We start from the raw sequence: 19637 nt of genomic DNA, 5'->3' as shown, positions 1-19637 counted from the left end.
CCGGGCGACCGGCCTCAGGCGGCCCCGACGAAGCTCCAGCGGGTCGTCTCGCCGCTGCGGAAGGGCAGCACGGCCTCGCCGTCGGCGGTCAGCACGATGTCCGGCGTCGTGGACGGCGTGCGCTCCAGCACCACCTTGTCCTCGTTGACCGGCAGGCCGTAGAAGCGTGGGCCGTTCAGGCTGGCGAAGGCCTCCAGCTTGTCCAGCGCGCCCGCCTCCTCGAAGGCCTCGGCGTAGAGCTCCATGGCGTTGGCGGCGGTGAAGCAGCCGGCGCAGCCGCAGGCGCTCTCCTTCGCGGTCACCGTGTGCGGGGCGGTGTCGGTGCCCAGGAAGAACGGCCCCTCGCCCGAGGTCGCCGCCTCGACCAGCGCCACGCGGTGCGTCTCGCGCTTGGCGATGGGCAGGCAGTAGAGGTGCGGGCGGATGCCGCCGGCGAACAGGTGGCTGCGATTGATCAGCAGATGGTGCGCCGTGATCGTCGCGCCGACCCGGCCCGAGGCGGCGTGCGCGCGGACGAAGGCCACGGCCTCCGCGGTGGTCGCGTGCTCCAGCACCACGCGCAGCGCCGCGTAGCGCTCCAGCAGCGGGCCGAGGGTGCGCTCCAGGAACACCGCCTCGCGGTCGAAGATGTCGACATGGGAGTCGGTCACCTCGCCGTGGATCAGCAGCGGCATGCCGATCTCCGCCATGCGCTCCAGAACCGGCGCGATCTTGCCGAGGTCGGTCACCCCGTGGGCGCTGTTGGTGGTGGCGTTGGCCGGGTAGAGCTTGGCGGCGGCGAACACGCCGTCCTCGAAGCCCTGAGCCAGATCATCGGCGTCGGTGCCGTCGGTCAGGTAGGCGGTCATCAGCGGCGTGAAGGACTGGCCCGCCGGCAGGGCCGCCAGGATGCGCTCGCGGTAGGCCACGGCGTCGGCCGTGCGGGTCACCGGCGGCTTCAGGTTCGGCATGATGATGGCGCGGCCGAACTGGTGGGCGGTGAAGGGCAGCACCGCCTTGAGCATGGCGCCGTCGCGCAGGTGCACATGCCAGTCGTCGGGACGGCGGAGGACGAGACGGTCGGTGGGCATGGCGGCTCCGGGGCGCGGAATGGGGAGGTTTGCCGGAGTTCTAGCCCCTTACGGTTCCCCGCTCAACGGTAACGGGCCACGGCAATGGTGACGGAAGCGGCGAAAGCCGCTAGAACCCTAGCCGAATCCCTAGGGACATTCGAAGCCGGACCCGCGCCGATGAGCCTCATTACCCCCCGCACCCCGCCCGGAACGATGGAACTGCTGCCGCGCCAGCAGGTCGCCTTCCAGCGTCTTCTCGACACCATCCGCCGCGGCTACGAGCGGTTCGGCTTCGTGCCGGTGGAAACCCCGGTGTTCGAGACGGTGGACACCCTGCTGACCAAGTCCGGTGGCGAGACCGAGAAGCAGGTCTATTTCGTGCAGTCCACCGGCGCCCTCCAGCAGGGGAACAAGCCGGACATCGCGCTGCGCTTCGACCTGACGGTGCCGCTCGCCCGCTACGTGGCGGAGCATGAGCGCGACCTCGCCTTCCCCTTCCGCCGCTACCAGATCCAGCGCGTCTACCGCGGGGAACGGGCGCAGCGCGGGCGCTTCCGCGAATTCTACCAGTGCGACATCGACGTGATCGGCAAGGACAGCCTGTCCGCCCATTACGACGCGGAGATCCCGGCGGTCATCTACCACGTCTTCAGCGAACTGGACTTCGGCGGCTTCACCATCAACGTGAACAACCGCAAGGTCCTGCTCGGCCTGCTCGACGGGCTGGGCGTGGACGACGCGGAGAAGCGCGTCCTGGTCCTGCGCGAGATCGACAAGCTGGACAAGATCGGCCGCGACAAGGTGCAGGCCAGCCTGACCGGCCTCGGCATGACCGCCGACGCGGCGGAGAAGATCCTGTCGCTGATCGACGCCAAGGGCAGCAACGAGGACACGCTCGCCGCGCTCGGCGCGCTGGGCATCGAGAACGAGACCTTCCTCCAGGGTGTTTCGGAGCTGACCACGGTCATCGAGGGGCTGAAGGCGTTCCAGGTGCCGGACGGCATCGTGCGCATCAACCTCGCCATCGCGCGCGGCCTCGACTACTACACCGGCACGGTCTACGAGACCTTCCTGAACGACCATCCGGGCATCGGCAGCGTGTGCTCCGGCGGGCGCTACGACAACCTCGCCAGCCACTACACCAAGTCGAAGCTGCCGGGTGTGGGCATCTCCATCGGCGCGACGCGGCTGTTCTACCAGCTGATGGAGGCCGGCATCATCAAGGACGGCGGCGCCACCGCCCAGGTCCTGGTGACGCAGATGGACCCGGCCCTGTCCGCCGACTATTACGGGCTCGCGACGGCGTTGCGGGCGGCGGGCATCAACACGGAAATCCAGCTCGACGGCGGCAAGCTCGCCAAGCAGATGAAATACGCCGACAAGGCGGGCATTCCGCTGGTCGTCCTGATGGGCTCCGACGAGAAGGCGCGCGGCACGGCGACGCTGAAGCATCTGGTGAAGGGCGAGCAGGTCGAAGTCCCGCTGGCCGACCTCGCCGCCAAGGCGAAGGACCTGCTGGGAGCCTAACGCTGTCCCCTCTCCCCCCTTGGGGAGAGGGATCGTCCACCGCAGTGAGCCCCGCCCATGGCCACCGTCGCCGAAGCCCTGAACCTCGCGCTCGACCATCATCTGTCCGGGCGGCTGGAGGAGGCGCGGCAGCTCTACGGCCGCATCCTGGCGGCGGACCCGGACAACCCCCACGCCCTGCATTTCGGCGGGCTGCTGGCGGCCCAGACCGGCCGCGTGGCGGACGGTGTGGCGATGATCCGCAAGGCGGCGGCCCGGCTGCCGCTCGCCGCCGATGTCCACGGCAATCTTGGCAAGGCCCTGATGGCGCTGGGCACGCCGGACGGGGCGGCGCAGGCCGCCGCCGCCTTCCGCACCGTTCTCGCCTTGAAGCCCGACGGCGCCGCTGACTGGTTCGCCCTGGGCGGCGCCCTGACCGAGGCCGGCGATGGCCCTGCCGCCCACCGCGCCCTGAACCGCGCCCTGACGGCCAGCGCCGCCACCGACAGCGAACCGCTGGCCGAGGCCTTCGAGCGGGCCGGCCTGCGGCTCTACGCCGCCGCCGACTGGGCGGGCGCCACCGATGCCTTCCGCAAGGCGCGCACCCTCGCCCCGCAGCGCGCCGAGGCGCACCGCATGCTCGGCGCCGCGCTGGCCCAGACGGGCGACCCGGAGGGCGCCGTGGCGGCGCTGGACGAGGCGTTGCGGCTCGACCCCACGCTGGCCGAGGCGCAGGCCAACCTCGTCCATCTGCTGGTCACGCTGGGCCGCTTCGACGACGCCGAGCGGGCCGGGCGCCGGGCGGTGGTTCTGGACCCCGGCAACGCCGACGCCTACGGCAACATGGTGCCGCTGCTGGAGCAGACCGTCCGCGTCGCGGAGGCGTTGCGCCAGGGCGCGCGGGCGACGCGCCTCGCCCCCCAGCGGGCGGCCTTCCACCGCAACCGCCTGTCCCTCCTGCTGCACGAGGGCCGCCGCGACGAGGCCGTCGCCGCCGGGCGGGAGGCCATCCGCCTCGCCCCCGCCGACGCCGAGGCCCATCTCGCGCTCGCCGTCGCCCTGCTCGCCTCCGGCCAGCTCCGCGAGGGGTGGGAGGAGTTCGAGTGGCGCTGGGAGACCCGGCAACTCGACCCGGTCCACCGCGGCTTCGCCCAGCCGCAATGGACCGGGGCGGAGGATGTGGCGGGCCGCACCATCCTGCTCTACGCCGAGCAGGGGCTGGGCGACACTCTGCAGTTCGTCCGCTACGCGCCGCTGCTGGCCGCGCGGGGCGCGCGGGTGATCGTCGGCTGCTCCCCCGCCCTGGTGCGGCTGATGGCACAGGTGGATGGCGTGACCGCCGCCATCGCCTGGGGCGACGAGCTTCCGGCCTTCGACCGGCACATCCCGATGATGAGCCTGCCCCGCGCCTTCGCGACCGATCTGAACAGCATCCCGGCCGCGGTGCCCTATCTGCGCGCCGATCCCGCCGACGTCGCGGCGTGGCGCGCGCGGGTGCCGGCGGACGGAAGGGCGCGGGTCGGGCTGGTCTGGGCGGGGTCGCCGCGCACGGTGCGCGGGGTGGCGAGCCCGATCGACCGACGGCGCAGCCTGCCGCTGGCCGCCCTGGCCCCCCTGGCCGATGTGCCGGGGGTGCGCTTCGTCAGCCTCCAGATGGGGCCGGGCGCGTCGCAGTTGGCCGAGGCTCCGGCGGGCATGGACATCGATGACCCCATGGCCGGCGTCCGCGATTTCGCCGACACGGCGGCGCTGGCCGAGACGCTGGACCTCGTCATCACGGTGGACACCTCCGTCTGCCATCTCGCGGGCGGCTTGGGACGGCCGACCTGGACGCTGTCGCGCGCCGACGCCTGCTGGCGCTGGCTGGGCAACCGGGAGGCGAATCCCTGGTACCCGACCATGCGCGTGTTCGGCCAGGACCGCTCGGGCGACTGGTCGGGCGTCGTCGCCCGCCTGCGCGCGGCGTTAACGGATTTCGTGGAAGCGCGCGGTCACGTTTCTTAACCACACAACCGATGGGCGCATTCGTGGCGCCGCCGCAACGGTCCGCTACGAATTTGAGTTACGCCGATTTCGGGGCGGACTCGCACACCCGAAGGGCCAGGGATTACACCGGTTGTTAACCAAGGCACCTCTACATTCCGGTCCTATCGCTCGGCCATTTTACCGAGCATTTTAACCAATTCGCGGGTCTTGCCCCGCGGTCATGGCTGGAGCCGGACATGACACGGTTGTGGGTGCGACGCGCGATCTGGGGTGTGACGCTGGCGGCGACGCTGGGCGGCGGCGCCCTCCTGGCGCAGGAGGAGATGCGCACGTCGCGATTGCAGGCCCGCCTGCTCGCCGGCTACGCCAAGGACATGACCTACACGCTGGGCGAGGGGCCGAACCCCGCCGCGCGCCACCCCACCCAGGGGCCCTACAACGAGCGGATGGGCTATGTCGGGCTGCCCGGCTACCTGCGTTCGCTGACCTCGGACATGTACGCGGTGGAGATGCAGGCGCATCTGTCGCCGACGCTCGACCAGTTCATGGCCGCCGGCGGCTTCCCGATCTACCACGAGAAGACGCGCGCCGGCCTGACCCTGCTGGACCGCAACGGCACCGCGCTGTTCTCCGCCCGCTACCCGGAGCGGGTCTTCGCCAAGTTCGAGGACGTGCCGCCGCTGGTCGCCGCCACGCTGCTGTTCATCGAGAACCGCGAGCTGCTGAACACCGACGAGCCGCGCCGCAACCCCGCCGTGGAGTGGGACCGCTTCGCCGGGGCCGTGGCCATGCTGCCGGTGCAGTGGGTCAAGCCGGGCCAGCGTTCCCCCGGCGGCTCGACCCTGGCGACCCAGATCGAGAAGTACCGCCACTCCCCCGACGGCCAGACCAGCGGCGCCACGGAAAAGCTGCGCCAGATGATCTCGGCCAGCACCCGCGCCTATCTGGACGGCGAGGACACCGGCGCCCACCGCCGGCGCATCCTGATCGACTATCTGAACTCCACCCCGCTGACCGGGCGTCCCGGCTTCGGCGAGGTGAACGGGCTGGGCGACGGGCTGTGGGCCTGGTTCGGCACCGACCTCGCCATGGCCGAGAAGGTGCTGTCGGAGGAGCCCGCCGACGCCCGTGCCCTGCAGTTGAAGGCGCTGGCCTACAAGCAGGTGCTGAGCCTTCTGCTCGCCCAGCGCCGCCCCTCCCATTACCTGATCCAGGACCGTCCGGCGCTGGAGCGGCTGGCCGACAGCCATCTGCGCGTGCTGCACGGCGCGGGCGTGATCGACACCGCGCTGCGCGACGCGGCGCTCGGCCTGACGCTGAAGTTCCGCGAGGACCCGCCGCAGGCCCAGACCGCCAATTTCGTGGAGCAGAAGGCACCCAACGCCATCCGCGCCCGGCTTCTCTCCATGCTCGGCGTGTCCAGCCTCTACCAGCTCGACCGCATCGACCTGACCGCCGAATCGACGCTCGACGCCCCGGCGCAGCAGCGCGTGGTGGAGGTTCTGGCGAAGCTCGGCGACCCGGCCTTCGCCGCGCAGATGGGGCTGACCGGCGAACGTCTGCTCGACACCAAGGGCAGCGACCTGTCGAAGATCATCTACTCGGTCACGCTGTACGAGCGCGGGCCGGACGCCAACTACCTGCGCGTCCAGGCCGACAACCTCGACCAGCCGCTGGACATCAACGAGGGCGCCAAGCTCGACCTCGGCTCCACGGCGAAGCTGCGCACGCTGGCGACCTATCTGGAGATCGTGGCGGAACTGCACACCCGCTACGCCCACCTGCCCAAGGACTTCCTCGCCGACGTGGAGGAGGAAGCGTCCGACAACCTGACACGCTGGGCGGCGAACTGGCTGGCAACCTCCGCCAACCGCGGTCTAAGCGCCATGCTCGACGCCGCCATGGAGCGCCGCTATTCGGCGAACCCCGGCGAGGCCTTCTTCACCGGCGGCGGGCTGCACAGCTTCGTGAACTTCAACCCGCGGGACAACGGCAGCATCCTGAGCGTGACCGAGTCGCTGCGCAATTCGGTCAACCTGCCCTTCATCCGCATGATGCGCGACGTCGTGCAGTTCTATCTGTCCGAGGGCGGCGACGACAGCACCGACATCCTGCACAACCCCGACCACCCCGCCCGCCAGGCCTATCTCGCCCGCTTCGCCGACAAGGAAGGCAGCGACTTCCTGAACCGCTTCTACAACAGCTACCGGAAGCACACGCCGGACGCGATGCTGAACATGCTGGCCGCCCGGTCGCGGCCCATGCCGCACCGCCTGTCGGTGATCTTCCGCACCGTCCGCCCGCAGGCCGGGGTGAAGGAGTTCGGCGCCTTCCTGCGCGCCCGCCTGCCCGACGCCAAGCTGGACGACGGCGACATCGCGTCGCTCTACGGCAAATACGGGCCGGACAAGTTTCCGCTCAACGACCTCGGCTATCTGGCGCGCATCCATCCGCTGGAGCTGTGGCTGGTCTCCTACCTGCAGAAGCGCCCCGACGCCAAGCGGCAGGAGGTGCTGGAGGCCAGCGTGCAGGAGCGCCAGGAAAGCTACCGCTGGCTGTTCAAGAAGGGCCAGTCGGCCCAGAACACCCGCATCCGCATCGGGCTGGAGGAGGAGGCCTTCCAGCGCATCACCGAGCAGTGGCGCAAGCTGGGCTACCCCTTCGAGACGCTCGTCCCGTCCTTCGCCACCGCCATCGGCAGCTCCGCCGACCGCCCAGCGGCACTGGCCGAACTGGTCGGCATCATCCAGAACGACGGGGTCCGCCAGCCGACCGTGCGCGTGCGCAAGCTGCACTTCGCCGCCGGCACGCCCTACGAGGCCGTCGTCGGGCTGGGCGAGCTGCGCGGCCAGCGCGTGATGAAGGCGGAGGTCGCGGCCACCCTGCGCAAGGCGCTGATGGACGTGGCGCAGAACGGCACGGCCAAGCGCGTCTGGGGCTCCTTCAAGGACTCCTCAGGGGCGGTCATCCCGATCGGCGGCAAGACCGGTACGGGCGACCACCGGCTGGACCGCTACGGCCCCGGCGGGCATCTGATCGAGTCGCGGGCGGTGAACCGGACGGCGACCTTCGCCTTCTACATCGGCGACCGCTTCTTCGGGACCATGACCGCCTTCGTCCACGGGCCGGAGGCCGACAATTACCGCTTCACCAGCGCCCTGCCCGCCCAATTGCTGAAGAGCATCGCCCCGGCGCTGCAGCCCCTCATCGACCCCGGCGTGACCAAGACGGCCGACACCGGCAAGCCGCAGACCGGGCTGTGACCGGCGGGCCTATGGCCAACACCCGGAACTGAAAAGGCCCGCCCCGGGAAACCGGAGCGGGCCTTTTTCATGAACCGGGGAGCAGACGGCCGGGCGCGCCTTACGCCAGGGCGGGCTCCTGCGCCGGGGACACGCCCGGGGGCACGGCGGCCGGCAGGGAGGCCAGCAGCAACTCCAGCTCCGCCGCGGCGATGTTCTGCGGCAGGCCGGGACGGTAACCGCGCAGCGTCTCCAGCGCCCGGTCGAAGGCGCTCTCGTGATCGCCCTGGTCCAGGTCGCTCTCATCCAGCGCCGCCAGATAGGCGTGCGCGACGGCGGCGGTCTCCTCCGGCGTCAGGTCGTCAACCTGCAAGGACGTGATGGGGAGCATGATGGCGGTTCCCGTGCAAACTGAAGCGGAAACCGGCACGCTACGAGACCATGGTTAACAAGGCGTTGCCGAAACCACCCCACCGCCCCACGAAAAAGGGGGAGGCGCAGCCCACGGCCACGCCTCCCCCCCAATCGGACTCCGGCTGGCTTCGAGCGGATCAGCCCTCGCCGTAGATCTGCTCCTGCTGGTAGGCGACGATGCCGACGCGCTGGATCAGGTCGAGCTGCGTTTCGATCCAGTCGATGTGCTCCTCGGTGTCGTCCAGCAGTTCGGTGAGCTGCGCGCGCGTCTCGTAGTCGCGGACCTGCTCGCACAGAGTGATGGCGTCGATCAGGTCGGTGCGGGCCTTGTGCTCCACCTTCAGATCGTTGCCGAGCATTTCCGGCACGTCCTCACCGATCATCAGCTTGCCCAGGTCCTGAAGGTTGGGAAGACCTTCCAGGAACAGGATGCGCTCGATCATCTTGTCGGCGTGCTTCATCTCGTCGATGGATTCTTCGTAGATCTTGTGCGCAATGCGCTTCAGACCCCAGTTCTTCAGCATGCGAGCATGCAGGAAGTACTGGTTGATCGCCGTCAGCTCATTGGTCAGGATCTTGTTCAAATGGGTGATGACCTGCGGATCGCCCTTCACGTCCTGCCTCCATGCGGTTTGTTGGTTGAATCGCAACGCTTCTGGAATGACCATGCCCCATTTGCGGAGTCTTGGCAACCGATTGGAAAGCAACAGTCAGAACAATCGCATCAGCTTTTGCTAAATCCAGCGATGACACTGAGAGTGAATCTCAGAGCCGACTGTCATGAACGACCGTGACGCGCCATATGACAGAGACTGATGCGACCAATCCTTAATGATCTTCTTTGCAGACAAGCGTGGCGTCCCCGTGCCTGCAAGTCGAAGCGGCACTCATCCGGTTTTCTTCACAGGCAGAAGGATGACGGGAGCGTTCTCCGCACGGGAAATATCGTAGCTGAAGGAGGTCAGCAGCCGCTCCAGCACCTCCCGCTCCAAGCGATTGGCACAGACATATCCGAACGCTCTGTCCCGGTAGCCGGGATACATCGGCATCGGGGCGCCGTTGAGCAGATAAACCGCGCAGGACTGCCGGCGCAGCGTAAAACGCTGCACTTGGTAATCCAGCCCGGCAAAGGACTCCGTCCTTGGCTCTTCCCAACCCAAGGAACCTCTTGTCCTGTTTTTGTAGAGACGCGCGATGTCTCGCACGCTCTGCTGGAAAATATACGTGTTCTTATCGGCGCTCTGATAAGCCGCATAACCATAGCCACCCGGAATTTCGAAGTACCGGCTGTGCGAGGTTATCATCAGTTCCACTTTTCTTGCGGTGGTGCGGTGACATTTGCCCCAAGGCGGCGTGAAGACGTCGCCCCAACCGGATTGGATCGGCGAACGCTCACAATCGATCTCCACCCGCTCACCGCTGTTGTAGCCCGTCGTCTGGCACGACGCCGCAAGCGTCATCAAACCGGACACCGTCACACCACGAAGCAAGCCCCAACGCACCATCGCCCCCTTCCATGTCAGGGGGCACCGGCCCCGCTCAACACCACCGATGCGAGTATAGGAACCAGACGCGACGGGGCGAACGGGGAATTCAATCCGAGACGGTTTGCCTCACGGCTCTTGCATCGACGCCGCCGTCGGCACATGTGCCGCCATGGGGTTTTCGTCACCGGAGGTATGGTGCGGGCGGCGGGACTCGAACCCGCATGCCGAAGCGAAGGATTTTAAGTCCTTTGCGTCTACCAATTCCGCCACGCCCGCGCACCGTCGCGGCTCGGCTTGGAAGACGGGTTGCACCCGCCCGCCGGAGTTGCATATCATTGTATGCAGCCCGCCGTTCCGCTGGATTGACTTAGACAATCCGCGGGCGTTTGGTCAAGGATTGAGCGCGTTTAAAGCGCCGGACACGCAAAAATCCCCGCAACCCTGGCGTTCAAGGGAGGTGAGCTTGGAATCGATCAACTGGCTGGGTGTCGTGAGTGTGCTGATGGTCGCCGTGCTGATCGTGCCGGCGGCGTTGCGCCGCAACCGCACAACTTGGCTGCCCTACGCGGCGGTCTGGATCGCCGCCATCGTGGCGCTGGTCTGGGCTTACGACAGCTTCGGGCCGTTCTGAGCGGCCCGCATCCGGACGGAGGCCCGCCCGGCACCGGTCAGAGCCATGCTATCAGGGACGCGTGTCCTCGTTCATCGTCATGATGCCGATGCCCATCGCCACGCTGCCGAAGGTGAGGATGAGGCTGGCATACAGCATGATCGCGGCAACAACGCCGTGATCGCTGTTTCCGATCAGAGTCGCCAGATTGGCGACGTCGAGAATCAAAAGCCCCGTCGCCAAGACAACAGCCCCGGCCACGCCGGAGGCCAGATGCTTCAGCAAGAACAGGATCGCCGCTTTTTCGAAGGGTTTCATGGCACGACTTTTCATGACCGTCACGTCCCAGTCCTCAACATAGAATTACCCATGGCGGCGACAATATGACCAAGGACGGCTTGGCGTCCTAGAGACTTGTCTAGCCTTTGGTCCCCACCGTGACGTTCGGCGTACCGCCCAAGCGCAGGACGATGCCAGCCAACTCCTCCGTTGCCGCCACCACGCGGGCTTCGTCGGTACCGCGCAGCACGAGGCTGACGCCGAAGAAGCCGTTGCGGAAATAGGGATAGCTGCCGATCTCCAGGTCGGCGTAGCGGTCCTGCAGGGCGCCGAGGTCCGCGGCGATCTGCCCCTCGGCCAGTTCGCAGGCCACCGTGCGGGCGTGCAGGTCCGGCCCGCCCTCCAACTGCGGAAGCACGCCGTCGAGCATCGCCTGCATGATGTTGGGCACGCCCGCCATGACGAAGACGTTGCCGATGCGGAAGCCCGGCGCGGCGCTGATCGGGTTGTCGATCAGCGAGGCGCCGGCCGGGATGTTGGCCATGCGCAGCCGCGCCTCATTCAGCTTCGACGGGTCGCCGTAATGACGCTCCAGCCGGGCCACCGCCTCGGCGTTGCGCTCCAGCGGCACGCCAAAGGCCTTGGCGACGCAGGCCGACGTGATGTCGTCGTGGGTCGGCCCGATGCCGCCCGTGGTGAAGACGTAGCCGTAGCGGCCGCGCAGGGCGTCCAGCGCCGCGATGATCTCCTCCTCGACGTCCGGCACGACACGCGCCTCGCGCAGGCGGACGCCGATGCCGGCCAGCTTCTCCGCGATGTGCGGCAGGTTGGCGTCCTTGGTGCGGCCCGAGAGGATCTCGTTGCCGATGACGAGGACGGCGGCGGTCGGGTTGGGAGCGGCGGTGGGGGAGGACATGCGGAGTCGGCTCCGTTCTCGGTTGATGCGGGAATGACGGGACCGGCGGGCTTGCCGGACGGCGGGGGCGCGCTTTAACCTAGGGCCCAAGATGCTCTTCCCCACCCCCCTCCTGCAAGGCCGCCTCGTCCGCCGCTACAAGCGGTTCCTCGCCGACGTGGAGCTCGATGGCGCCCTGGTCACCGCCCATGTGCCGAACTCGGGCAGCATGATCGGGGTGGACATCCCCGGTTCCGCCGTCTGGCTGTCGCGGTCGGACAACCCCAAGCGCAAGCTCGCCCACACGCTGGAGCTGGTCGAGGCGCTGGACGATCCGGACGCGCCCTGCCTCGTCGGCGTCAACACGTCGCATCCCAACGGGCTGGTCGCCGCCGCCATCGCCGCCGGCACCATCCCGGAACTGGCCGGCTACGCCCGGCTGCGCCGCGAGGTGAAGTACGGGCGCAATTCCCGCATCGACATCCTGCTGGAGGACGAGGCCCGGCCGCCGGCCTACGTCGAGGTCAAGAACGTGCATCTGCGCCGCCCCGCGCGGGGCGACGGACAGGCCGCGGAGTTCCCGGACTGCGTGACCGCCCGCGGCGCCAAGCATCTGGTGGAGATGGCCGAGATGGTCCGCCAGGGCGCGCGGGCGGTCATGGTCTACCTTGTGCAGCGCGCCGACTGCACCCACTTCCGAGTCGCCGCCGACATCGACCCCGCCTACGCCGCCGGATTGCGCCTCGCGCTCGAATCGGGGGTGGAAGCCGTGTGCTGGTCCTGTAGGATCACCCCGCAGGCGATCGAGCTGGAACGGCCGCTGCCGATCCGCACGGATTGACCGCGCTACATGTTCACCGCCGGGCCCGCCGGCGCGTTTTCCTGGGACCTGATCTGTAGGGGACGATTCTCTTGGACCACGACGACCTCGATTCCCATCGCATCCGGATTCATGGGCCGGAGGATTTCGAGGGCATGCGCAAGGCCGGACGGCTGGCCGCGGCCACGCTCGATTTCATCACGCCCTACGTCCAACCGGGCGTCACCACCGGCGAGCTGGACCGGCTGCTCGAGCAATACATCCGCGACCATGGCGGCGTCCCGGCGCCGCTCGGCTACCGCGGCTTCCCGAAGGCCAACTGCATCTCCGTCAACCATGTGGTCTGCCACGGCATCCCCGGCGACAAGCGGCTGCAGAACGGCGACATCCTGAACATCGACGTCACGCCCATCCTCGACGGCTGGTACGGCGACAGCAGCCGCATGTATCTGTGCGGCGACGTCGGCGTGAAGGCGAAGAAGCTGGTCGACGTCACCTACGACGCGCTGATGATCGGCATTGATCAGGTGAAGCCGGGCGCCACGCTGGGCGACATCGGCCACGCCATCCAGACCTTCGCGGAAGGCCACCGCTACTCGGTGGTCCGCGACTTCTGCGGCCACGGGCTGGGCCGCGTCTTCCACGAGCCGCCGTCGGTCCTGCATTTCGGCAACCCCGGCACCGGCGCCGTCCTGCGCGAGGGCATGATCTTCACCATCGAGCCGATGATCAACGCCGGCCGCTACGACGTGAAGATCCTCGGCGACGGCTGGACCGCGGTGACCAAGGACAAGTCGCTGTCCGCCCAGTTCGAGCATTCGATCGGCGTGACCAAAGACGGCTGCGAGATCTTCACCCTGTCCCCCGCCGGTTTCCACAAGCCCCCCTACGCCGTCCCGGCCGAGGAAGCGACCGCCGCCGTTTGATATCCCCGCGGATGTGATTTTCGCGCGGAAGAGGTATAGTCCCGACGCACACACTCGTATGGTGGCGTCGGGATGGCGGGACGGAAACGCGCGAAGCGGTCGGGGGATGCGGAGGAGGCCCAGGAGCTTCCCGGGCTGGAGCCGCCCGCGGACGTCTCCGCGGAGGAGGCTCATCAGGAGGCCCATCACAAGGGCCACCGCCAGCGCCTCTACACCCGCTTCCTCGACGGCGGGCCGGACGCGCTCCAGGACTACGAGCTGCTGGAGATGATCCTCTTCGCGGTGAACCCGCGCCGCGACGTGAAGCCGCTGGCCAAGGCGCTGATCCGCGATTTCGGCGACCTCTGGAGCGTGGTCAACGCCCCGCCGCCCCGCCTGCGCGGCTATTGCGTGGGGGAGGTCTCGCTGGCCTCCGACAAGGCCGTCGCGACGCTGCGGGCGGTCGGGGCGGCGGCGCTGCGCGGGATGCGGCAGCGGGTGATGGATCGGCCGGTGCTGGCCAACTGGCAGTCCCTGCTCGACTACTGCACCGCCGCCATGGCGCACCAGCCGACGGAGCAGTTCCGCCTGCTCTTCCTCGACCGCAAGAACAAGCTGATCGCCGACGAGGTGCAGCAGACCGGCACGGTCGACCACACCCCAGTCTACCCGCGCGAGGTGGTGCGGCGCGCGCTGGAGCTGTCGGCCAGCGCCATCATCCTGGTGCACAACCACCCGTCCGGCGATCCCACCCCCAGCCGCGCCGACGTGGAGATGACCAAGGAAATCCTGCGCGCCGCCCACAGCCTGGGCATCGCGGTGCACGACCACGTCATCGTCGGCAAGGGCAAGCACGTCAGCTTCAAAGCCCAAGGCTTGCTGTAGCCGCAACCCTGTCCTGCAGTCCCATCTTGTTGCCCGGACCGACGCCCCCATATGTGCGGCGTTCGTCACCACAGAGGTAGCACCATGGGCCTTTTCGACATGTTCAAGGGATCGGCGCCGCTGGATCTCACCCCCCGCCGGACGCTGGTCGTCTCGCTGATCTATTGCATGGGCGCGGACGGCGAGCTGGACCCGGAGGAGGTCGGCCATCTGCTGTCGGTGATGGGCCGCAGCGCCACGCGCGAAGAGCTGGACCGCTGCTTCAAATACGCGCGCAGCACCCCGCCCGACACCTTCCTGGCCGCCGCCACGCCGAACCTGAGCGAACAGCAGCGGCTGTGCATTCTGCTGAACATGATCGACAGCGCCATGGCCGACGGCCAGGCCGAACAGGGCGAGCGCGATCTGATCGCGCGCTTCCAGCAGGCCTTCGGCCTCGACGACGCGAAGCTCGGCCCCTATTTCCAGGCGCTGGTCGCCAAGAACGACCGCAGCGTGCTGGGCGCGTAGGACCAACCTCGCGGCGCATCGCCCGTCAGCCGACCGACTCCCCGACCGCTTCCGGGGTGTCGGCATGGCGGGCGATGAAGGCCACGAAATCGTCGTAGGGCATGGGGCGGCCCAGCAGATAGCCCTGGATCTGGTCGCAGCCCAGCCGGGCGAGCCCGCCGAACTGCTCCTCCGTCTCCACCCCCTCGGCCAGGGTCTGCATGCGCAGCGAACGCGCCATGCCGATGATCGCCTCGGCGATGGCCCCGCCGTCCGACCCGTCGGTCAGGCTGGTCACGAAGGAGCGGTCGATCTTCAGCTTGTCGACGCGGAAGCGCTTCAGATAGCTGAGGCTGGAATAGCCGGTGCCGAAATCGTCGATGGCCAGCGCCACCCCCATCTCGCGCAGCCGGGCGAAGGTGCCGGTCACCATGTCGGACTCGTCCATCAGGACGCTTTCGGTCACCTCCAGCTCCAGGCAGCGGGCCGGCACCTTGTAGGCGTCCAGCCAGAAGGCCACGCGGTCGGCCAGACCGGGGCGGCGCAACTGGACCGCCGACAGGTTGATGGCGATGAGCAGCGGATGGCCGCGGGCGAGCAGGTCGGCGGCGCGGCGGCAGGCCTCGCCCAGCACCCAGTCGCCGATCGGCTGGATCAGGCCGGTGTCCTCGGCCACCGGGATGAACTGGCCGGGCGGGATCATCGTGCCGTCGCGGCGGCGCCAGCGCAGCAGACCCTCCGCCCCGACGAGGCGGCGGCCGTCCACCGCGAACTGCGGCTGGAAATGCAGCTCCAGTTCGTTGTCGGCCAGGGCGTGGCGCAGGTTGCTCTCCAGCCACATCCGCTCCGACGCCCGCTTGTTCAGCTCCGGCGTGAAGAACTGGTGGTTGGCGCGCCCCGCCTCCTTGGCCGCGTACATCGCCATGTCCGCGCATTTCAGGAGCGCGTCGATGGACGGCGCGTCGTCGGGATAGAGCGCGATGCCGATGGACGGGGAGATCTGCAACTCGTGCCCGTCCACCGGGAAGGACTCGGTCATCGCGCGCAGCACCTTGCGGGCCACCGAGCAGGCCGCGTCGGGACCGTCCAGGTCGTTGAGGAGGATGACGAACTCGTCGCCGCCCTGGCGGCTGACCGTGTCGCTGGCCCGCACCGTCTCCAGCAGCCGCGCCCCCACCGCGCGCAGCAGCCGGTCGCCGACGCCGTGCCCCAGGCTGTCGTTGATGGTCTTGAAACGGTCGAGGTCGACGAACAGCAGCCCCACCTTGCTGCCGTGCCGGTCGGCGGCAAGCATCGCGCGCTCCAGCCGGTCGCGCAGCAGGAAGCGGTTGGGCAGGTCGGTCAGGAAGTCGTACTGCGCCAGATGCCGGATGCGCTCCTCCTGGGCGCGCTTCTCGGTGATGTCGGAGAAGGCAGCGATGTAGTTGACGGCCTCCCCCGCCTCGTTGCGCACGACCTGGATGCTGAGCCACTCCGGATAGACCTCGCCGGACTTGCGCTTGTTCCAGATCTCGCCGGACCAGTGGCCTTCCTCCTTCAGCTTCGCCCACATGTCGGCGTAGTAGATCCCGTCCTGGCGGCCCGAGGCGAGCATGGCCGGATCGCCGCCGATCACCTCCTCGCGGCTGTAGCCGGTGATCCGGCAGAAGGCATCGTTGACCGCGACGATGCGGTTCTTCTCGTTGGTGACGACCATGCCCTCGGCGGCGTTGTCGAACACCTTGGCGGACAGCCGCAGCTCCCACTCCGCGCGCTTGCGCTCGGAGATGTCGCGGGCGATGGCGCAGTAGTAGGCGTCGCCCTCGTAGGTGACCCGGCTGGCCGTCACCTCCAGTTCCAGAACGCGCCCGTCGCGGGTGCGGTAGAGCGTCTCGTAATGGGCCGACGCCTCGGAGGCCGCGTCGCGGAAGCGTTCCAGAAGGTCGGCATGGCCGCCGGCCAGCCCGGCCAGCGGGGCGCCCAGCGCGGCGCAGCCGAAGGGATTGACGTAGGCGATGCGCAGCTCCGAGTCCGCCAGCACGACGATCTCGGACACATGGTCGACGAAGAAGTTGGCGAGGTAGAGCTGCCGCGCCCGTTCGCGCAGCATGCTGTCGCTCTCCCGCATGTTGGACTGGTAGCCACGGACGATGCGGCGCACCCAGCCGGTGACCAGCCAGGACACCCCGGCCGACGCGCCCAGCGCCAGCGCCAGCACCGCCACCGTGGTCAGGATGCGCTTCTTCATGCCGGCGCCGATCTCGGCCCGCCGCTGCGCCATCACGGCGTCGACGTCGTCGGCGTAGAAGCCGGCGACCAGCACCCAGCCCCAGACGTCCGGCGGCGTGGCGTAGGACAGCTTCGGCGCCGGGCGCCCGGTGACCGGATGCACCCAGTCGAAGCGCAGTTCCCCGCCGCCCGACAGCCCGGCCTGCAGCAGGCGGGTGACCAGATCCCGTTCGGTCTCCCAGGGCAGGTCGCGCGCGTTCTTCCCCTCCGCCGCCGGAGAGGTCGGCGAGAGCAGCACCTCGCCATCCTCCCGCAGGACGGCGATGAAGCCCGAATCCCCGAAGCGCCGGGCACGCAGCCGCTCCAGCGTCTCGCGCTGCAGCTTCTCCTCCACCGCACCGATGTAGTCGCCGGCGCCGATCAGCCAGTTGAACGGTTCGAAGCGGCGGACGTAAGCGAACTTGTCGGACATGCTGTGGGGGTTGCCCGGCGCGTACCAGCGGTAGCGGGTGAAGCCCTGCATCTCCGGATCATCCACGGCACGGATCAGGTTGCGCATGATCGGGCGCCCCTGGTCGTCGCGGTTGTCGAGGAGCGAGCGGCCCTCCCGCTGCGGGTCGGTGGGCAGCAGCACGCAGGTGCCCTGCATGTCGTCGATGAAGTAGTAGCCGCGCCCGCCGAAGAAGCGCAGGGGGCGCAGGGTCTCCTTGATCGACTGCCGGATCGACACCTCCGGCAGATACTCCTTCTCACGCTCGTAGATGGTCCAGGCGATGCCGTAGGCCTCGTCCACCTTGGCCCGCAGCTCGGCGCGCAGCAGCGGCTCGGTGCGCGACCGCATGTAGGCGAGGTAGGAGCGCGCGTTCTCCAGCTCCTCCTGCAGGGTCCGACGCTGCTCCTCCCGGTAGCGGGCCTCGGTCTGGATCAGGTCGGCTTCGAAATCCATCCGGTGCTGCCAGATGAAGTAGGCGCCCAAGCCCAGCACCACCGCCGCGACCAGAAACAGGGAGGCCAGGAACTGGAGACGGTACAGGCGCCTCTCGTCCGAAGTCCGGGACGGCTCGCGCATCAACTCGGCGATCGGATCGGACAACGAGAGCCCTCCTGGAACCACGCCCGGCGTTGCCCGGCCGCGGCGCATATTCCACATCATTAGTGCGCGTAGCCGGGACTCGGCAAGATCAAGGTGAAGAAGACGGCGCGACGAATTGCCAGTCTCTGCGACTTTTCCGCGAAGAGCGCCGCGCGCGTGGAAACCTTATGACGCGCAGCCCGCTTTCCTCGGAGTTCCGAAGGGGCTTTGCAGCGCCGTCCGGCGCGGTTATGGTCCCGCGCGCGGGCAGCCGGGGGCGGTTTCCGCCGCCGCACAGTCCCGACGCGCCCCCCGCCCGCCGCCGAAGCGTTCAGGTCCGCCACCCCCGGAGAGTCCGATGATCCCCCGCTACACCCGCCCCGAAATGGCCCGCATCTGGGAGCCGGAGAACCGGTTCCGCATCTGGTTCGAGATCGAGGCGCACGCCTGCGACGCGCAGGCGGAGCTGGGGGTCATCCCGAAGGAGGCCGCCGCCGCCGTGTGGGAGCGCGGCAAGTGGGAGATCGACCGCATCGACGAGATCGAGCGGGAGACCCGCCACGACGTCATCGCCTTCCTGACCAACCTTGCCGAGCATGTCGGGCCGGAGGCGCGCTTCGTCCACCAGGGCATGACCTCGTCGGACGTGCTGGACACCTGCCTCGCCGTGCAGATGACCCAGGCCGCCGACCTGCTGCTCGACGACATGGACAAGCTGCTGGCCGTGCTGAAGCGCCGCGCCCACGAGCACAAGGACACCGTCACCATCGGGCGCAGCCACGGCATCCACGCCGAGCCGACGACCTTCGGCCTGAAGCTGGCCGGCCATTACGCCGCCTTCGCCCGCGGGCGCGAGCGTCTGGTCCAGGCGCGCGCCGACATCGCCACCTGCGCCATCTCGGGCGCCGTCGGCACCTTCGCCAACATCGACCCGCGGGTCGAGCAGCACGTCGCCGCCAAGATGGGGCTGACGCCGGAGCCGGTGTCCACCCAGGTCATCCCGCGCGACCGTCACGCTTTCTACTTCTCGGTGCTCGGCGTCATCGCCTCGTCGATCGAGAATCTGGCCGTGGAGATCCGCCACCTGCAGCGCACCGAGGTGCGCGAGGCGGAGGAGTATTTCCATCCGGGCCAGAAGGGCTCCTCGGCGATGCCGCACAAGCGCAACCCGGTGCTGTCGGAGAATCTGACGGGTCTGGCGCGCATCGTCCGCGCCGCCGTGGTCCCGGCGCTGGAGAACGTCGCCCTGTGGCACGAGCGCGACATCTCCCACAGCTCGGTCGAGCGCATGTTCGGCCCCGACGCCACGGTGACGCTGGACTTCGCGCTGGCCCGCCTGACCGGCATGATGGACAAGCTGGTGGTCTATCCGGAGCGCATGCAGAAGAACCTGGACGACCTGGGCGGCCTGGTCTTCTCGCAGCGCGTCCTGCTGGCCCTGACCCAGGCCGGGATGAGCCGCGAGGACAGCTACAAGGCGGTGCAGCGCAACGCCATGCAGGTGTGGGAGAAGGGCGGAAACTTCCTCGACCTGCTGTCGTCGGACGCCGACGTGGCCAAGCACATCTCCCGCGAGACGCTGGCCCCGATGTTCGACATGACCTACCACACGAAGAACGTCGACATGGTGTTCAAGCGCGTGTTCGGGGAGTGAGGAGTCGGGGGCTTCGCTGATCCCCGGAGCCCCCACCCTTCCCACGGCTTCGCCGCGGGCCCCTTCCCTCCCCCGCTTCGCGGGAGAGGGAGTTTTTATCCCCTCCCCTGCGAGAGCGGGGGAGGGTCAGGGA

16 protein-coding genes and 1 tRNA gene are annotated in these 19637 nt (G+C 68.6%); 9 read left to right on the top strand and 8 right to left on the bottom strand.

What is annotated here, in order from left to right; genetic code table 11:
* Nucleotides 1-14 precede the first annotated feature (14 nt).
* A complete protein-coding gene (gene pyrC / locus ACWPN5_RS03650; protein WP_492294282.1) occupies nucleotides 15-1070 on the bottom strand; it encodes a dihydroorotase in 1056 nt (351 codons plus the stop codon).
* A gap of 159 nt (nucleotides 1071-1229) precedes the next feature.
* Between pyrC and hisS the strand changes: the two genes are divergently transcribed.
* The 3 genes from hisS to ACWPN5_RS03635 all read left to right on the top strand — a co-directional run bounded on the left by hisS (nucleotide 1230) and on the right by ACWPN5_RS03635 (nucleotide 7807).
* Entirely contained in the window at nucleotides 1230-2579 is a 1350-nt protein-coding gene (gene hisS, locus ACWPN5_RS03645) for a histidine--tRNA ligase (RefSeq protein ID WP_492294280.1), read from the top strand.
* A gap of 57 nt (nucleotides 2580-2636) precedes the next feature.
* On the top strand, nucleotides 2637-4562 hold the full coding sequence (locus ACWPN5_RS03640; protein ID WP_492294278.1) for a tetratricopeptide repeat protein: 1926 nt from the start codon (nucleotides 2637-2639) through the stop codon (nucleotides 4560-4562).
* A 218-nt stretch (nucleotides 4563-4780) separates the two neighbouring features.
* Nucleotides 4781-7807 (top strand): transglycosylase domain-containing protein, encoded by a 3027-nt coding sequence (locus ACWPN5_RS03635; RefSeq protein WP_492294276.1) that lies wholly within the window; start codon nucleotides 4781-4783, stop codon nucleotides 7805-7807.
* A gap of 100 nt (nucleotides 7808-7907) precedes the next feature.
* Here ACWPN5_RS03635 and ACWPN5_RS03630 read toward each other — a convergent pair whose 3' ends face one another.
* The 4 genes from ACWPN5_RS03630 to ACWPN5_RS03615 form a co-directional block, all read right to left on the bottom strand.
* Entirely contained in the window at nucleotides 7908-8177 is a 270-nt protein-coding gene (locus ACWPN5_RS03630) for a hypothetical protein (protein ID WP_145682249.1), read from the bottom strand.
* A gap of 160 nt (nucleotides 8178-8337) precedes the next feature.
* Nucleotides 8338-8814 (bottom strand): bacterioferritin, encoded by a 477-nt coding sequence (gene bfr / locus ACWPN5_RS03625; protein WP_200477342.1) that lies wholly within the window; start codon nucleotides 8812-8814, stop codon nucleotides 8338-8340.
* A gap of 273 nt (nucleotides 8815-9087) precedes the next feature.
* Nucleotides 9088-9705 (bottom strand): hypothetical protein, encoded by a 618-nt coding sequence (locus tag ACWPN5_RS03620; RefSeq protein WP_492294273.1) that lies wholly within the window; start codon nucleotides 9703-9705, stop codon nucleotides 9088-9090.
* A gap of 175 nt (nucleotides 9706-9880) precedes the next feature.
* Nucleotides 9881-9963, bottom strand: a tRNA-Leu gene (locus ACWPN5_RS03615).
* A 187-nt stretch (nucleotides 9964-10150) separates the two neighbouring features.
* On the opposite strand from ACWPN5_RS03615, the gene ACWPN5_RS03610 reads away from it, so the two are divergent.
* The gene (locus ACWPN5_RS03610; RefSeq protein WP_186466028.1) at nucleotides 10151-10318 is read left to right on the top strand and encodes a hypothetical protein; all 168 of its coding nucleotides are present in this window, start codon (nucleotides 10151-10153) and stop codon (nucleotides 10316-10318) included.
* Nucleotides 10319-10369: 51 nt separating this feature from the next.
* Here the strand turns inward: ACWPN5_RS03610 and ACWPN5_RS03605 are convergent, their stop codons facing one another.
* Both ACWPN5_RS03605 and ACWPN5_RS03600 read right to left on the bottom strand, forming a co-directional pair.
* Nucleotides 10370-10630 carry a hypothetical protein gene (locus ACWPN5_RS03605; protein ID WP_247888259.1) on the bottom strand — a complete coding sequence of 87 codons (261 nt, stop codon included), beginning with the start codon at nucleotides 10628-10630 and terminating at the stop codon, nucleotides 10370-10372.
* 85 nt (nucleotides 10631-10715) lie between these two features.
* Entirely contained in the window at nucleotides 10716-11492 is a 777-nt protein-coding gene (locus tag ACWPN5_RS03600; protein WP_492294271.1) for a competence/damage-inducible protein A, read from the bottom strand.
* A gap of 91 nt (nucleotides 11493-11583) precedes the next feature.
* Here ACWPN5_RS03600 and sfsA point away from each other — a divergent pair, with 91 nt between their 5' ends.
* The 4 genes from sfsA to ACWPN5_RS03580 all read left to right on the top strand — a co-directional run bounded on the left by sfsA (nucleotide 11584) and on the right by ACWPN5_RS03580 (nucleotide 14591).
* Nucleotides 11584-12312 (top strand): DNA/RNA nuclease SfsA, encoded by a 729-nt coding sequence (gene sfsA / locus ACWPN5_RS03595; protein ID WP_200477345.1) that lies wholly within the window; start codon nucleotides 11584-11586, stop codon nucleotides 12310-12312.
* Nucleotides 12313-12383: 71 nt separating this feature from the next.
* Nucleotides 12384-13217, top strand: a complete 834-nt coding sequence (gene map, locus ACWPN5_RS03590; protein WP_145682254.1) for a type I methionyl aminopeptidase — start codon at nucleotides 12384-12386, stop codon at nucleotides 13215-13217.
* Between the two features lie 72 nt (nucleotides 13218-13289).
* Nucleotides 13290-14081, top strand: a complete 792-nt coding sequence (gene radC / locus ACWPN5_RS03585) for a RadC family protein (protein ID WP_200477346.1) — start codon at nucleotides 13290-13292, stop codon at nucleotides 14079-14081.
* Between the two features lie 84 nt (nucleotides 14082-14165).
* Entirely contained in the window at nucleotides 14166-14591 is a 426-nt protein-coding gene (locus ACWPN5_RS03580) for a tellurite resistance TerB family protein (protein ID WP_200477347.1), read from the top strand.
* 25 nt (nucleotides 14592-14616) lie between these two features.
* Here ACWPN5_RS03580 and ACWPN5_RS03575 read toward each other — a convergent pair whose 3' ends face one another.
* On the bottom strand, nucleotides 14617-17871 hold the full coding sequence (locus ACWPN5_RS03575; protein ID WP_145682256.1) for a bifunctional diguanylate cyclase/phosphodiesterase: 3255 nt from the start codon (nucleotides 17869-17871) through the stop codon (nucleotides 14617-14619).
* Nucleotides 17872-18208: 337 nt separating this feature from the next.
* Here ACWPN5_RS03575 and purB point away from each other — a divergent pair, with 337 nt between their 5' ends.
* Nucleotides 18209-19504, top strand: a complete 1296-nt coding sequence (gene purB, locus ACWPN5_RS03570) for an adenylosuccinate lyase (protein ID WP_449226465.1) — start codon at nucleotides 18209-18211, stop codon at nucleotides 19502-19504.
* Nucleotides 19505-19637: the final 133 nt, after the last annotated feature.

It is taken from the genome of Azospirillum sp. UENF 211521, assembly GCF_058780535.1.
Note: the sequence above shows the minus strand (reverse complement) of the source record. Positions and strands in the feature narration are given on the sequence as shown.